At 33.3% G+C, this 17,034-nt stretch carries 8 protein-coding genes and 4 pseudogenes; 10 read left to right on the top strand and 2 right to left on the bottom strand.

Annotated elements, in window-relative coordinates; genetic code table 11:
- Positions 1-232 precede the first annotated feature (232 nt).
- From nifJ to P8V03_RS19215, 8 genes and pseudogenes are all read left to right on the top strand, one after another.
- Entirely contained in the window at positions 233-3,757 is a 3,525-nt protein-coding gene (gene nifJ, locus P8V03_RS14465; RefSeq protein ID WP_318798709.1) for a pyruvate:ferredoxin (flavodoxin) oxidoreductase, read from the top strand.
- A 160-nt stretch (positions 3,758-3,917) separates the two neighbouring features.
- Positions 3,918-4,994, top strand: a complete 1,077-nt coding sequence (gene leuB / locus P8V03_RS14460; RefSeq protein ID WP_318798708.1) for a 3-isopropylmalate dehydrogenase — start codon at positions 3,918-3,920, stop codon at positions 4,992-4,994.
- Between the two features lie 15 nt (positions 4,995-5,009).
- Positions 5,010-6,185, top strand: coding sequence for an aconitase family protein (locus P8V03_RS14455; protein ID WP_318798707.1), 1,176 nt, complete (start codon positions 5,010-5,012; stop codon positions 6,183-6,185).
- Positions 6,186-6,201: 16 nt separating this feature from the next.
- Complete coding sequence (locus tag P8V03_RS14450; RefSeq protein ID WP_346432512.1) at positions 6,202-6,708, top strand: LeuD/DmdB family oxidoreductase small subunit; 507 nt, start codon at positions 6,202-6,204, stop codon at positions 6,706-6,708.
- Entirely contained in the window at positions 6,708-7,958 is a 1,251-nt protein-coding gene (locus tag P8V03_RS14445; protein ID WP_318798706.1) for an aconitase/3-isopropylmalate dehydratase large subunit family protein, read from the top strand. The genes P8V03_RS14450 and P8V03_RS14445 overlap by 1 nt, the downstream gene beginning before the upstream one ends.
- A gap of 105 nt (positions 7,959-8,063) precedes the next feature.
- On the top strand, positions 8,064-9,038 hold the full coding sequence (locus tag P8V03_RS14440) for a 2-keto-3-deoxygluconate permease (RefSeq protein ID WP_318798705.1): 975 nt from the start codon (positions 8,064-8,066) through the stop codon (positions 9,036-9,038).
- A 235-nt stretch (positions 9,039-9,273) separates the two neighbouring features.
- Positions 9,274-9,522 (top strand): annotated as a pseudogene (locus tag P8V03_RS19220) (phosphate acyltransferase); the annotation flags it as partial.
- An 18-nt stretch (positions 9,523-9,540) separates the two neighbouring features.
- A pseudogene (locus P8V03_RS19215) lies at positions 9,541-9,756 on the top strand (phosphate acyltransferase); the annotation flags it as partial.
- 127 nt (positions 9,757-9,883) lie between these two features.
- On the opposite strand, the pseudogene P8V03_RS14430 reads toward P8V03_RS19215, so the two are convergent.
- Together P8V03_RS14430 and P8V03_RS14425 are read right to left on the bottom strand one after the other, a co-directional pair.
- A pseudogene (locus tag P8V03_RS14430) lies at positions 9,884-10,051 on the bottom strand (4Fe-4S binding protein); the annotation flags it as partial.
- 473 nt (positions 10,052-10,524) lie between these two features.
- Positions 10,525-11,250, bottom strand: a pseudogene (locus P8V03_RS14425) (asparagine synthetase B family protein); the annotation flags it as partial.
- A 438-nt stretch (positions 11,251-11,688) separates the two neighbouring features.
- On the opposite strand from P8V03_RS14425, the gene P8V03_RS14420 reads away from it, so the two are divergent.
- Positions 11,689-15,234 (top strand): cell wall-binding repeat-containing protein, encoded by a 3,546-nt coding sequence (locus tag P8V03_RS14420; protein ID WP_318798704.1) that lies wholly within the window; start codon positions 11,689-11,691, stop codon positions 15,232-15,234.
- A 357-nt stretch (positions 15,235-15,591) separates the two neighbouring features.
- Positions 15,592-17,034: PucR family transcriptional regulator (locus P8V03_RS14415; protein WP_318798703.1), on the top strand; the 1,443-nt coding region annotated here is incomplete at its 3' end.

Genomic DNA, 17,034 nt, shown 5'->3' with positions numbered 1-17,034 from the left:
TTGTCAAGTAAAATTAATATGTTCATCACTACACTTTTTACTAATAGTTATATTACTATAGACTGTGTAAACGGTTCAAATAAAAAATAAAACATATTGACTTTAGTATAACGTTATACTATAATAAGTACAACGTTATACTAAAGAAAAGCATCATGTTAGTATAACGTTAAATTTTGCTAAGTACAACGTTATACTAACATGATCACTATAGAATTGGGAGGATTTATCTATGCCTAAAGTTATGAAAACAATGGATGGAAATGAAGCTGCTGCTTATATATCATATGCTTTTACAGAAGTTGCAACAATCTATCCAATTACACCATCATCACCTATGGCTGAACATGTTGATGAATGGTCAGCAAAAGGAAAGAAAAATATTTTCGGACAAACAGTAAGATTAGTAGAAATGCAATCTGAGGCAGGGGCTATAGGTGCAGTTCATGGCTCACTAGAAGCAGGAGCTTTAACAACATCATATACAGCTTCACAGGGTTTACTTCTGATGATTCCTACTATGTATAGAATAGCAGGTCAGTTACAGCCAGGAGTTTTACATGTAACTGCTCGTACTGTAGGTACCCATGCGCTTTCAATCTTTGGTGACCATTCAGACGTAATGGCTTGTCGCCAAACAGGTTTTGCTATGTTATCAACCTCAAGTGTACAAGAAGTTATGGATTTATCAGGAGTTGCACATCTTAGTGCAGTCGAAGGACGTGTTCCATTCTTACACTTCTTTGATGGATTTAGAACTTCACACGAAATCCAAAAAATTGAATGCCTTGAATATGATGATTTAAGTAGACTTGTAGATAAAGAGGCTCTTAAAGCATTTAGAAAAAATTCTTTAAATCCTGAAAGACCTGTACAACGTAGTACAGTACAAAATCCAGATATATTCTTCCAAGCACGTGAAGCAAGCAATGGATTCTATAATGCTATTCCAGGTATTGTGGAAGATTACATGAATGAGATTAATAAGCTTACAGGAAGAAACTATAAATTGTTTAATTATTATGGTGCACCAGATGCGGAACGTATAGTTATTGCAATGGGCTCTGTATGTGGTCCTATAGAAGAAACAATAGATTATTTAAATGCAAAAGGTGAAAAGGTTGGACTTGTTCAAGTACATCTTTATAGACCATTCTCAGTTGAACACTTTTTAAAAGCAGTTCCTGCCACAGCTAAGAGAATTGCTATTTTAGATAGAACAAAAGAACCAGGAGCAGCTGCTGAACCTTTATATGAAGATATTTGTACAGCTTATGCTAATAAATCTGAAAGACCTGAATTATATGCAGGTCGTTATGGACTTTCTTCAAAGGATACAACACCAGCACAAATAGTTGCAGTATTTGATAACCTTAAACAAAATACTCCTAAAAACCATTTTACAGTTGGTATAGTTGATGATGTAACGTATCTTTCATTAGAAGTAGGAGAAGAATTAGACGTTGCACCAAAGGGAACAATAAGCTGTAAATTCTGGGGACTTGGTTCAGATGGTACAGTAGGAGCTAATAAAAACTCAATTAAAATCATAGGTGACCATACAGAGATGTATGCACAAGCATATTTTTCATACGATTCAAAGAAATCTGGTGGAGTAACACAATCACACTTGCGTTTTGGAAAAGAACCTATACGTTCAAGTTATTTTGTAAAAAAGGCAGATTTTGTTGCTTGTCACAATGCTTCATATGTAGATAAGTATGACATAATTTCTGATTTAAAAGATGGAAAGACATTTTTATTAAACTGCAGCTGGAATAGTGAAGAGTTAGAACAACATCTTCCAGCTAAGATGAAAAAATACATTGCAGAGCATGGTATCAAATTTTACACAATAAATGCTACAGGCATAGCTAAAGAATTAGGACTTGGAAATCGCACGAATACTGTTCTTCAGGCTGCTTTCTTTAAACTTGCTAATATTATACCTATAGAAGAAGCTATAGAGTATATGAAGAAAATGATTTATAAGAGCTATAGTAAAAAGGGTGATAAAATCGTTAACATGAACTATGCCGCCGTAGATAAAGGTGTTGAAGGTCTAGTAGAAATTAAGGTTCCAGCAGCCTGGGCTGATGCAACAGAAGTAGAAGCAGCAGCAATAGTAGATGTTCCAGATTACGTTAAAAATATTCTTATGCCTGTAAATGCACAAGAAGGAGATAAGTTGCCTGTAAGTGTCTTTGTAGGAAGAGAAGACGGTACAGTGCCTCTTGGTACATCTGCTTATGAAAAGAGAGGTATAGCTGTAGATGTTCCAGTTTGGAATATAGACAAATGTATACAGTGTAACCAATGCTCATTTGTCTGTCCTCATGCTGCTATAAGACCTTTCTTAGCAAATGAAGAAGAAACAAATAAGGCGCCAGAAGGGTTTAAGCTTAAAAAGGCTATAGGCAAAGGTTTTGAAAATTATAATTACAGAATACAAGTTGATGTATTAGATTGTACAGGCTGTGGAGTTTGTGCTCAAGTTTGTCCAGCTAAAGAAAAAGCTCTTACCATGGAGCCAGCTGAAACTCAACAAAATGAAATGGATAACTGGTACTATGCATTATCAATTTCTAAAAAAGAAAATCCTGCTGATATTAATACAGTAAAAGGAAGTCAATTTGAAAAGCCTCTTCTTGAGTTCTCTGGTGCTTGTGCAGGATGTGGAGAAACTCCTTATGCCAAAATAATAACACAACTATTTGGAGATAGAATGTATCTTGCTAGTGCTACAGGTTGTTTACAGGCTTGGGGTGCAGCGGCTCCATGTGTACCATATACAACAAATTTTGAAGGACATGGTCCAGCTTGGTCAAACTCACTATTTGAGAACAATGCAGAGTTTAGTCTTGGTATGTGCTTAGCAGTTAAGCAACAAAGGGATAACTTGAAATCTAAAATTCAAGACATTCTTAATTTAACTGAAGATGCAAATGTGAAATCCACATTACAAGAGTGGATTGATAACTATAACAACAGTAAAACTTCAAAAGCTTTAAGTAGAAATGTTGTAAATGTATTAGAAAGTTCAAGCTTTGATGGACAGCTGAAAGAATTAGTGGATGAAATACTAGATAACAAGGAACATCTTGTAAAGAAATCAATGTGGATGTATGGTGGAGACGGATGGGCATATGACATTGGATTTGGAGGATTAGATCACGTTCTTGCTTCTGGTGAAGATGTCAATGTAATTGTGCTTGATACAGAAGTTTACTCAAACACTGGTGGACAATCTTCTAAAGCTACACCTGTAGGAGCAGTTGCTCAGTTTGCTGCATCTGGTAAGAAGATTCAGAAAAAAGACTTAGGAATGATGGCCATGAGCTATGGTTATGTGTATGTAGCACAAGTTGCAATGGGAGCAAGCCAAAGTCAATTTTTGAAAGCTGTTGCAGAAGCTGAAAGCTATCCTGGACCATCAATTATAGTAGCTTATGCTCCATGTATAAGCCACGGTTTAAAAGGTGGTATGAGTACTTCTCAATTAGAACAAAAGCGTGCAGTTGAAGCAGGATATTGGCACTTATATAGATATAATCCACTTGTAAAAGAAGAAGGGAAAAATCCATTTGTATTGGATTCAAAAGAGCCAAAGAGCAGCTTTAAAGAGTTCTTATTAGGTGAAGTTCGTTACTCATCACTTCAAAGAACATTCCCTGAAGCTGCAGAAGAATTATTTGAAGTTGCAGAGAAATCTGCAAAAGAAAAATACGAAAAATATAAAAAACTTGCAGATAACTAATATGCAATGATGTAAAACAAGACTGGAATCAGCAACATTTTCCATTGGGACTACTGCTGATTCTTAGTTAAACTAATAGAGAGTTTATAATCTAATAACTAAAGTTTAACAGATAGTAATAAAAACTTAGCAAATTTAGTATCGACAAGTGGAGGATAAAATGGAATTTAATATAGCACTAATATCTGGGGATGGAATTGGTCCTGAGGTAATTAAAGAAGCTACTAAAATATTAGATAAAATAGGAAAATTGTTTTCACATAAGTTTAAGTATACAGAAATAGAAGCTGGTGGTGCATCTATTGAGAAATATGGTGAACCTTTGACAAAAGATAACTTAGAGGTTTGTAAAAAAAGTAATGCAATAATTTTGGGAGCTATTGGCGGAGCAAAATGGGATAGCCAACCTCTAGATAAAAAACCAGAAAAGGCTATATTACAACTTAGAAAAGAACTCAGTTTAGGAGATAATCTGAGACCAATATTTGTAAATAGCGCCTTAACAAGCTTTTCTCCTTTGAAGGAAAGTATTCTTAGAAAAGGCCTTGATATTCTTGTAGTAAGGGATATTGTAGGTGGTATGATTTGCTCAGAAAAGAAAACTGGTGTAGGTAAGTTTGGAAGAGAAGCAAGTGATTTAGAATATTATAATGAAGAAATCATTAGAAAAACTGTAATTATGGGCTTTGAAGCCGCTATGAAAAGGCGAAAAAAGCTTGCAAGTCTTGATAAGGCCAATGTTCTAGAAAGTTCAATGCTTTGGAGAACTGTTGTGAATGAGATTTCAAAAGACTATCCAGAGGTGGAAGTAAAACATTATTTAATTGATAATGCATCTATGGAGGTACTAAAAGATCCAAGTAAATTCGATGTCATTATCGCTTCAAATATTTTTGGTGATATTATAGCAGATGAACTAAGTCAAATTACTGGAACTGCAGGCATATTGGCTTCTGCTGAGCTTGGTATAAAAGGACCTGGAATTTTTACACCTAATCAGTTGCATAACACTGATGAAAGCATTGTTGGTAAAGATGTTGCAAACCCTATAGGGGTGATTTTAGCATCTGCCCTTTTGCTTAGATATTCATTAGGATTGAGTGAGGAAGCTTTAAAGGTGGAAAATGCTGTAGATAGAGTGCTTAAGGAGAATTTTGTTACAAGAGATTTATTTTGTGAGGGTAAAAAGCTAATAGGTACAAAGGAAATGGGTTCTCGTATTGCAGATAATATTTAATGAGGAGGAAAAATGATGCTAGGTAATAAGATATTATCAAAGGCGGCATATTTGAAGGAAATTACCGCTGGCGAAAACATTAAGATAGCCGTTAGTTACTGCTTAATTGATGATGCAGAGTCTAATACTTCTGTTGATTTCCTAAAAAGTGAGGATACGTTATTTGACAACAAAAAAGTTATTGTTGCTATTGACCACGATACTCCTGCTGGTTCAATAGAAGCAGCTGAAATTCAAAAGAAATTGATAGAATTTGCAAAGAAGTACAATACTCTCCTTCATAACGGAGAAGGTATTGGATATCAGTTAGCTTTAGAAAAATATATTAAAAATGGAGATATAGTTGTTGGATGTGGAAATCATACAGCGATTTTTGGTGCAAAAAGTGCCATGGGCTTTAAGGTTAAACCAGAGAAGTTAACAGAGATAATAAAAACTGGATTTATAGAAATAACAGCTCCCGAAATAATAATGGTTGAGCTTACTGGAAAATTGAATCCAGGAGTTTATTCAAAAGATGTTACCTTAGAAATTATTAGACAGGTTGGATGTAAAGCTTTAGAAGGGAAAATTATTGAGTTTGTTGGTGATGGATTATCAAACTTAACTGAGGAAGATTTGACTACCATATGTAGTCTTGCAGGAAAAACTGGAGCTATCAGCGCAATTGTAAATTTTGATAACGATTTGGATAAGGATTCTTATTGTGGTAGTTATAAATATGATTTAGGAAAAATTAAACCGCTAGTTGTTAAGCCGGATAGCTACAGTGAAATTGTAGAGGCAGATACTTTAAAAGAAGTTTTAGTTAATGAGGTTTTTATCGGTGGTAATGCTGGAGGTAAAATTGAGGATTTAAGAAGTGCAGCTAAGGTACTAAAGGGTAAAAAGATTGCTTATAGATTAAGAATGTTAGTTGCACCTGCTACAAGCGCTGTTTACATTAAGGCACTTCAAGAAGGATTAATTGAAATATTCATTGATGCAGGATGTTTAGTAATGAATCAAGGATGTAGTGCAGATTGGGGCAAATCTCAGGGAATTATCGATACTGATGAAGTTTTAGTTTCTGCTGGAACATACAATGAGAAGGGACATGCTGGTTCAGATACAGCTAAGATTTATATTTCTTCTCCGGCTACAGCAGCTATGACTGCACTTACTGGATATATTTGCCCTGAATTATCTTAACTTAGGAGGCGATATTATGATTCAAGAATTTGAAGGAAGAGTATGGAAACTAAGAGATGATATTGATACTGATATCATAATTCCTACACAATATTTAGCTATACCTACTATTGAAGAAATGAAGCAATATGCATTTGAACCTTTAAGACCAGAGCTGCCAGGTTTGATAGCATCTGGAGACATTATAGTTGGTGGTAAAAATTTTGGATGTGGTTCTTCAAGGGAACAGGCGGCAGAGGTAATAGTTGCACTTGGAATTAAGTGCGTCATTGCCAAATCCTTTGCTAAAATATTTTTCAGAAATGCAATTAACAACGGACTTTTACTAATAGAAAGCAAGGATTTACCGGATCATTGTAATGAGGGTGATATTGTAAAAGTTGAAATAAATAAAAAAATATCTTGTAATGGTAAAGAATTTCAAATTCCTCAAATGCCAGAAAACCTTTTTAAAATTATTGAGGATGGAGGCTTAATCAAAAGCATGCAGAAAAGAAACAGAGCAAAAAGGGGGGATAGATAATGGGAAATACATTAGCTGAAAAACTTCTTATGCATAACACTGGAGTAGAAAATATTAAACCAGGGGATATAGTCATAACTAAACCAGATACTGTAATGTTTCATGACATATATACTCCATTTGTTTATAACAAATTTAAAGAAATGGAATTTAAAGAAGTTTGGGATAAAGATAAAATAGCTATAATGTTTGATCATCTAAATCTTACGTGCTTAAAGGATGATCCTAGGCATTTACGATATGGATATAAATTTGCAGAAGAATTTGGTATTAAAAATCTTCATGTATCAGAAGGTATATCACATCAACTGATGCCTGAAATGGGATATGCAAAGCCAGGACAGGTGGTTTATGTTACGGATTCACATACTACAACTTACGGAGCTGTAGGCTGTTTTGCCACAGGTATAGGGCATACTGAAATGGCATCAATACTTGGAACAGGAGAAATGTGGGTAAGAGTACCTAGTGCTATAAAAATTCAGATAGATGGTGTTTTGCCAGAGTTTGTAAGCTCAAAGGATATAATACTTAAAGTATTAGGAGATATAAAATCCGATGGCGGAACATACAAATCCCTAGAATTTTGTGGTACAGCCATTGATGAACTAAGTGTAGACTCTAGGCTTACAATTTCAAATATGGTTGTGGAATGTGGAGGAAAAGTTGGTTTATTTGCTCCCGATGAAAAAACTTGTGACTATAGTGGAGTTAATTATGAAGATGTAAAGTGGCTGTGCTTTGATGAGGATGCTAACTATGAAAGAGCACTTTACTACAAAGCAGAAGAACTAGTTCCTCAGATTTCATGTCCACAATATGTTGATAATGTTCATCCAATTACTGAGGTAGAAGGTTTAAAGATTAACCAGGTATTTTTAGGTTCTTGCACTAATGGAAAACTGGAGGATTTAGAGATTGCGGCTAAAATTTTAAAGGGCAAAAAAATCAATCCTTTTGTAAAATTTATTGTTTCACCAGCATCTAATAAAATATTTAAGGAAGCAATTAAATTAGGATATATTGAAACACTAGTAGAAGCTGGAGCTATGGTTACTCATTCTTATTGTTCACTTTGCCAGGGAAGAAGTGGAGGCTTAGTTAGTGACGGAGAGGTTATTTTAGGAACAAATAATAGAAACTTTTTAGGTAGGATGGGTAGTGCTAAGTCATTGATTTATCTATCTTCACCAGCTGTTGCAGCAGCATCTGCAATTACTGGAGTAATAACTGACCCAAGAAAAATTTAATTTTAATAAGATATAACATACTGTAAGGAAGAGAAAAAAACTTCAGTATTTATATAAATCAGATCAGTTAAATAAAAGGTCTTTAAAAATGAAAGGAGAATAAAAATGACGATTATAACAAAATTGTGGAAAAAGATACCGGCAGCTATCATGATTGTTCCAATGTTTCTTAGTGCGATCATAAATTCAATTTTCCCAGATATAGTACAAATAGGGGGGATTACAACTGCTATCTTTTCTAAGTCAGCGGCAGTGCCACTAACTGGAGCAGTACTTTTCTTTGTAGGAACACAATTAAAATGGACTGAAGCCCCAAAAGCTATGTTAAGAGGGGGAGTTTTGCTAGCTGCAAAGTTTATGGCAGGATTTATACCAGGTTTCATAATAATTAAAATGTTTGGAGTTCAAGGTGTACTTGGTGTTTCAGTATTAGCTCTGTTTAATTGTCTTTTAACTTCTAATGGAGCAATTTATCTTGCACTTACAGGTGAGAATGGAGATGAATTGGATTTAGGAGCATATAGTGTTCTTTGTCTTAAAGATAGCCCATTGCTAACTATATTAGCTATTGGTGCATCAGGTGCAGCAGCAGTATCACCTAAAGCAATACTTGCTACTATTTTACCTATGTTAGTTGGTCTTGTATTAGGAAGTTTGTTTGAAGGTGTACGTAAATATTTTAAACCAGGTCTTCATGTATGTATTCCTTTGATTGCAATTGCTATAGGAGCATCGTTAGATCTTAAAAAATTATTTACAGCAGGACTTGGCGGTATTGTATTAGGTATTGTTGTTGTTGCTATCGGCGGACTAATTCTAATTTGCGCAGATAAATTTATTCTAAGACGCCCAGGATATGCAGGAGCAGCTTTGGCAACAGTTTCTGGAAGTGCGGTAGCTTACCCTGCTATTGTAGCTACAGCAGTTCCAAGCATGCAGCCATTTGTAGCAAGTGCGTCCATTCAAACTGCAGCAGCAGTTATAGTAACTGCAATTTTAGGACCTATATTAACTTCATGGGCTGTTAAAAAGTGGGGCGGTGGAGATAAAAAAGAAATAGAAAACGGACAACCAGCTTAGTATGTTAGATATTTTACACATGAATGAAGAAAGGGATTAAAAAACTTTGTTTTATATAACATACTAAAAGTTTTTATATAGAAAGAATGTAAAGGTTTTGAAGCTGTTTATATAGTTTGATGAAAAAGTTTATAAAAGTTTCCAATGTACTTCCTTGTTTTCAATAAAGACAAGGAAGTATTATTTTACTAGATGTATTGAAAAATTACAAAATAGCAAAGGTGAGGTAGTGATAATGATTAAGAGTTTTGAAGAGGTTATACAAAAGGTGAAAAATCAAAGTATAAAAAAAGTAGCAGTAGCTGTTGCACAGGATAAGCATGTTCTTGAAGCCATAAAAGATGCTAAAGACAAAGGCGTAGCAGAGACTATACTAGTTGGAGATAAAACTAAAATCGAAGCTATAGCATCAGAAATAGATATGAATTTAAGTAAGTTTGAATTAATTGATGAAACAAACCCTAACAAAGTTTCCCTAAAAGCCGTTGAATTAGTTGCAACTGGTAAGGTAGATATATCACTTATGCCAAACATATAATCAGGAAATATAATGTATAAAACTTTAACTTATACAACAGATTGTAAAAATGGTGGACTATTAGTCGGAATAGCAGCACCAGTTATTTTAACTTCAAGAAGTGATAGTCATGAAACAAAAATGTATTTAATAGCTTTAGCAGATTTAGTTACCAACGAAATTAAAAGATATGCTAAATAAATCAATAAATCCTATGATGAATTTAACCTAATAGTTACACATATGGGAGGTGGAGTAACTGTTGGCGCACACAGAAACAGATTATTATTTCTGTCACAAGGGCAATTAATTAAGCCCGGTGCAACTTTCAGTTATCTATATTAAAGGTGGAATTATTTGTTATAATAATTTCATTAAGACTCACGCTTTCATTTATATATCTTGCCTTGCTTTTTTCTCCCTTATAGCGTATAGCATTTTTAGGACAATTAAGAGTACAAGCACCGCATCGAATACATGTATCTTCAATAAAAAATTTCCAGAATAATTTACTTTATTGTTATGAGGCAATCCAATTAGTTTTCCCCCAAGTTTTCTCCCGATATTTATATCATAGATTTTATTTGACTGCTTTTATCGTTCAGTCCCCTCGTGCAAGCATGTTATTTCTCAGGAATATGAGACGAACCGTGATTATATTGCAGTTTTCACTGCTGGAGGATTAACCAGTATTGCAAAAAACTATGTTACAAAAGGTCCCTTTGACGATTCAGGTCTCATTGAAAAGTTAACTTATTCATTATTCAGTGGGACGTTTTTTCATTGGTAAGAGATATTTTAAATCATTTTGTAGTAAGTTAAGGAATAATAAAATCTATTCTAAATACTTTTTAGGAACATTGAAAATCTTCTGCTTCATAGCCCTATATGTTTGAAAAACATATAGGGCTGTAATCAGTCTAAGAACACTTCATTTGTCCGTTATAGTTAACATATGGTATAAAGTTACTATAATTCTATACTAACTTTATATTCTTTTAACCACTCATTAACCTGAATCAAATAAGCCAGCAGTTGAGGTCCCCTCATAAGCTGTCCATACCAAGGTTCTTTAAAGGAAGAGCCACCAGTTTGTATTAATAGTCTTATAGCTTCCTTATCAACCAAATTTAAAATAGGTGATGTCCTATCTTCTAATATATCAGTCATCCACTGCTGAACAATCTTAGTGTATTTAGGGTTGTGAGTTTTTGGGTAAGGGCTCTTTTTTCTATCAATAATATCATCAGGGAGAATGCCTCTTAAAGCCTTTCTTAGAATGCCTTTTTCTCTGTTATCACACAATTTAATATTAGATGGAATATTGAAGGCATATTCAACAAGTCTATAATCTGCAAAAGGAACTCTTACTTCAAGACTGTTAGACATGCTCATACGGTCTTTTCTGTTTAATAGCGTAATCATGAACCATTTAATGTTTAGATAGAATAATTCACGCATACGCTTTTCAAATTTAGATTCTCCATCTAGATAAGGAACCTGTTTTAAGGTTTGATTATACTGATCACTTAAATATTCTTCTAAGTCTAGGGATTTCAGTTCTTTTGATAGTAATTGTTTTCTTGTGGCAACAGATTTAGACCAAGGGAAAGTATTGGCATTTATATCTTCTGGTCTAGTGTACCAAGGATAGCCACCGAAAATTTCATCTGCACACTCACCTGATTGTGCTAGTCCAATGATACAATGTTCAGAATCTGAGCATCAAATATAAATTTCTATATTACTCATGCTATTTATGTTACGGAATTAAAATAAATGTTTATCTCATTTATTATAGGCTTAACAGTTTTATGATTTTACTCTCTATAACTGTATTGTAAGTACAGTTTTTAGTTGATAATTTGGTACTATAAGAACACTAATTAGTATTTTAAATATATTGTATAATGTTAACAAATTGTTAAGTAGACAATTTATTTAGAAAGGCTCCAATTCTAGCTAACATCATATACCAATATATAATCTTTATCAAAACTTATTATGTCTGCAGAGGTATTTGATGAGGCCTATCAGTTACTTAGAGTTAAGGGGGGAGTTAGTTTATTTAAGAATGAAGTATTTGTCTGTAGAAATTCATATTTATTTAATTTACACAGGAGGAATAACTGTATGAATAAAAGAATAAAAAGGGGATTAGCGAGTATAGCACTTACATCTTTAGTTTTAGCAATGGCTTTAATATCGGGTACAGTTTATGCCGAACAAGGAAAAGCTATAAGAATAGGCGAAACTGACAGGTATGCAACCGCAGCTAAGATTGCTACAACAAACTGGGCAACTAGTGATAACGTAGTATTAGTTTCTGGTGAAGGATATGCAGATGCAATAAGTGCCACGGTATTAGCTAAAAAATTAAATTCACCTATACTTTTAACAGCATCGGGAACATTAAACGCAGATACTAAAGCAGCGTTAACAAATTTAAAAACTAAAAATGTATACGTTGTAGGTGGGAATGCTTCAATAAACCAATCGATAAGAGATGAACTAAAGAGTAATAACTATAATTTAATAGAATTGCAAGGATCTAATAGATATGAGACTAACATAGCAGTTGCAAAAAAACTAGTAGACCTTGGAGTAAAAGCAGATAACATAATGTTAGTAGGTGGAGAAGGATTTTCAGATGCTTTATCTGTAGCACCAATAGCATCGTCTAAAGAACAAATATTATTGCTAGGAAGTAACGATGATGACTCAATGAAATCAGCGATTGAGTTTATAAAATATAATAACTCGAAAGTAACAGTGTTAGGAACAAAAAATGTTATAAACGAACATATCTACAATTCATTAGGCGCAATAGAAAGAATAGATGGTGGTGCAGATAGATTCGAGACAAACATGAATGTGTTAACAAAGTTCGGATTGGATTTAAAAGATGGACAAGTTTTCGTTGCTAATGCTAGTGGGCAGGGATATGCAGATGCTCTAGTAGCAGCAGCATTAGCTGGAAAGTCAGCAGCACCTCTAGTATTAATTGATACTCCTTCCTCAAAAGCAACAACAAAAGCCCTAGACTATATTAAAGGAAAAGCATCTAAGGTAACAGGTATAAATATTGTCGGAGGTGTGGGCGTTATTTCCAAGGACATAGAAGATGCTATAAATTTATCAATAGGCAATGAAGAACAAGTACAAGCTGTTGAACAACCTGCAGTTAAATCAATATACCCAATTAACCTTAATCAAATAGGTATTGAATTTAACGCTATGACTGAGTTGTATTCAACCACAGATGTAACAAACTATGAAATAAATGGAAGTAAGTTGGTTCCGTGTACAGGCGGCGTTGCAAAAGAGTCTAATGCAGCAACTATTTTTTATGAAGATCCATACCACGCTTTTATAACACTTGCTCAACCAAGAAAACAATATGATAAATTGACAGTTAAAGTTAAAACGGGTATTTTAACTTTTGATGAAACCAAGACGATCGAGGGGCTTAGCAAAGATATAACTGTATCAGATACTGAAGCTCCTAAGTTAACAAAAGTAGCTGTTGAAGGAAATAATCGACTAAGAGTAGAGTTTTCAGAAGCTGTTAACATTAAAACTCTAAATGAAATAAAGAGTAAATTTAAGATTGATGGAGAAAGTCTATCAAACTATGGAGTAAACTCAGCTTACACTCAAACTATTGATATGATGACAGTAGATGATTCTTTATATGGACCTGTTGGAACCTGGGCAGATAAAATATTATTCTATCTCGATAGACCGATATCAACGGGAACTCATACATTAAAGGTTTTAGATGGAGATAACAATGGTGCGTTAAGAGATGTTGCTGGGTTTATCTTCAAAGAATCAAGTTCAGACTTCAAAGTGGAAAGCAGTAGTACTGCACCAGTGATTAAATCAATAGTACATACTGAAGGTGGAAGAATCTATATTACGTTTGATAAATCAATGGATGTGAAATCAGGTACAGACCTATCAAATTATGAGTTGAATGGGAAAAAATTAAGTGAGATGCCAGGAGCAGTTTATTGTTATCTTGATGAGCCAGTTCATGATGTTCTAAAAGTATTCAATATACCTGAAAATATGTTTCATATTGGAGTAAATATAGTTAATATAAGTGATAAGATTAAAGATGCTTATGGAAATAAAGTTGCTTCTAATACTAGCACAACTTTTAATAATGCTAAAGACAATACTAAGCCTACAGTTAACAGTGTAAAGATATTGGATAGAGAGACTATCCGTGTGGAATATAGCAAAGTTGTAGATTTTAGCTATGCTACTAATATTTCAAACTACAAACTACTAGATAACGAAGGTATAAATATAACCAACCATATTAAAACTATAGTTAGTAGTTCTGATCCAGGAAACAATAACTGTTTTGATATTAAATTAAATAAATATAATCCAGATGACGCAAAAGATGACTGGAGATTAAATTCCTCTAAGTATACTCTAACAATAAAGAATATGGTTGATACAGCAACTAAACCTAATAGAATGGATGATTATACAACTACTTTAGACTGTAATGATGATATATCACCAAAGGTAACAGGAGTATATGCAAATCTTAGCAATGCTTTAGATAAAGAAGATAAGGTTGTTATATATTTCAGCGAAGCTATGGACTTAAATACAATTACTAATAAAGATAACTACAAATTTATAAATGGAGAGGGGGAAACTGAGGATTTACCAGAAAGTGTTACTATATCATCTGGTGGAGATGATAAGAGTGCTATAATAGAATTTCCATCAAACTACGATGTAAAAACAACTGGTACTACTATAATTGATGAAACCACTGATATAACTGAGGTAATAGTCCTTAATGTTAAAGACAAAAAAGGAAATACATTAGATGGTGAAGTATATAGAGGATCAATTAATAAATCAGAAGTTGGAGCGCAAGTAAAAGCTAATACACTTAGAGTCTATTATGATGGAGATGATCTAAAAGCTGATTTTCAATTTGACAAGGCAATAGATGAAATCGAAGTAAACGATTTTACTTTGGGAGGAGTAAAACCAAGTAGTGTAGATTTTTCAGGAAATAAAGTAACACTTATATTTAATGATGAGGATGAAGCTACTGATGCAGAAAAGGCAGATCACCCAGTAGGTTATGCTAATGGATTATCAAACGATACTCCAACTAAGGTAGAAGTTATAAAAGCCCAAGGACAAGAAGCATATCTTGGAATAAAAGTAAATGCTGCAACAACTGATGAAACTGGGGCAGCTATAGCTAGCCTAGATGATAAGTCAGAGAATAAAGAAAATACTATTTATTATTATCAAGCTGAACCAAGAACTACATGTTCTGATGATAATGGCGTAGACTTTTGGACAGCAACGAAGGGAGTAGATGGTGGAAAGGTTTATGTAACATTTGATACAATAATTGATCTAGACAGTGCGATTGACCCAGATGACTTTACATTCAATAGTATAGATGGAACAGATATTAAGGCTGATTCAGTAAAAATTAAAGGGAATACTATTGTATTCAATTTTAATAACACTAACGAGAATTATTCAGCATTTACAAACTCACTTGATGTAAGAATCAAGAATTCAATATCTTTAAGAACTGACAAGGATGCTGATGGCAACTATGTCAAATACACACCATCAAAGGATGACTTAAAAAGTAGAACTGTAATTATAACTGATAAATAACCTCTGAATTATGTGAAAATTAATTTACAACCTATCCTCGAAGAACTCAGTACTTTTTTAACAGTACTCATACTGCTGGCAAATATAATTGCCAGCAATTTTTATGAGAGCAGGTAAATCACTTGATAATCAATTTGAAAGTTTTCATCAAGTTTTACAATAAACAATACCGAAAAAATTGCGAATTAATTAGTGAGCTGACTTTCATATTTTTAAACTTTGTATTTCTATATTAATATTGTATTCAACGACATGGTTAACATTATATACTATATTGAAAGGAGTAATTACTACTCTTATAATAGTAAATCATTAGCAATATACTATATGCTTAGTACAGTTGAGGGGGAGATAAAAATGATAACATTGTCCTATATAGCATCTAAGTTAGAAAATGAGGGATATTCCGTAGGGTTCCAAGGTAATAATGAAACAGATTTGAAGGGTGTGCTTCTTTTAGGAAGAAATGAGCAACAATATCTAGAAAATTACTTATATTTATTGAATAAAAATGAAATAATGCAGCTAAGAACAATGCCAATGTTTTGCGTAATATTAAGCAATAAGCAAGAGGTCTCATTCATAGGTAATGTACCAAATTTCATTTGTATTTCAAATAACGTTTCTGTAACGGAAGTATTTAAAAAGATACAAAAAATATTTGAAGAATATTCTGAATGGAGAGGTGAGCTTTTAGAGTCTATTGTACATAATAGATCATTGCAGACTGTCCTGGATATCAGTTATAAAATATTTAAAAATCCAATGTACATACTGGATTCCTCTCAGACAACTTTAGCTTATAGCAGAAACATTGAAACAAAGGCAAATGATATTCTGTGGAATAGTATTAGTGAAAAAGGATATGTTGATTTTGAAGTTATGAAATTAATTATTTATACAAAATATCTCAATTACTTGGATAACCTTCATGAACCAATATTTTTTACACACAAGAGATTTAGTTATCGTTGCATAGTAGTAAACATACGAATAAATGATTATAAAGTTGGCAGTCTTGGTATAATAGAAGTAGATGCTACTATGAATGATGCATATCTTAATCTTGCTAATGAACTAGTAGATTGTATTAGTAGTATCATTAAAATGGAATCCTTGTTCCATATGACACAGGGGACCGTTTACGAGTCGTGGATTTTAGATATACTAGAAAACAAAGAACTTGAGGATGAGGTTTTAGAATATAAACTATCTTTGTTAGGATGGAAACAACATGAACGGTTTGGTATTGGAGTGATGAAATGCAACGAAGATGTTGAGACTACAATAAGTATTCCATTTTATTGTAAAAGTGTGATGAGACTTATTCCTGGAAGTAAAGCATTTATTTATAAAAATAACCTTGTGGTAGTATTTAACGGAGACTCTAATAGAAATATGGTAGATGAAAAAAAGTTAAGTAACTTTCTTATACGAGGCAATATACTGTGTGGCTTCTCAAATTGGTTCGATGATTTTTTAGAGCTTGGAATCAGATATAAGCAGGCTTGTCAGGCACTTAAGTGTGCCTCTAAAGATGTACCTTTACAGTACTACCGGAGGTGTATGGTGCAGCATATCTGTAATGAGTTCTCATCTAAATATGATTTGAATTACTATATCCAGCCGGAAGTTAAGGTGTTGTGGGAATATGACAAGACACATAATTCAGATTTAGTGAAAACCTTATACTATTATTTAATATATAATCGAAGTTTAAACAAATGCGCAAAAAAATTACTTATTCACAGAAGTACATTCGTTTATAGATTAAATAGAATATCGCTCTTAAGTGGTATT

The organism is Clostridium tanneri, from assembly GCF_033659955.1.
Classification (GTDB): Bacteria; Bacillota; Clostridia; order Clostridiales; family Clostridiaceae; genus Clostridium_AM; species Clostridium_AM tanneri.
This window is presented reverse-complemented; position numbering and strand designations above follow the sequence as displayed.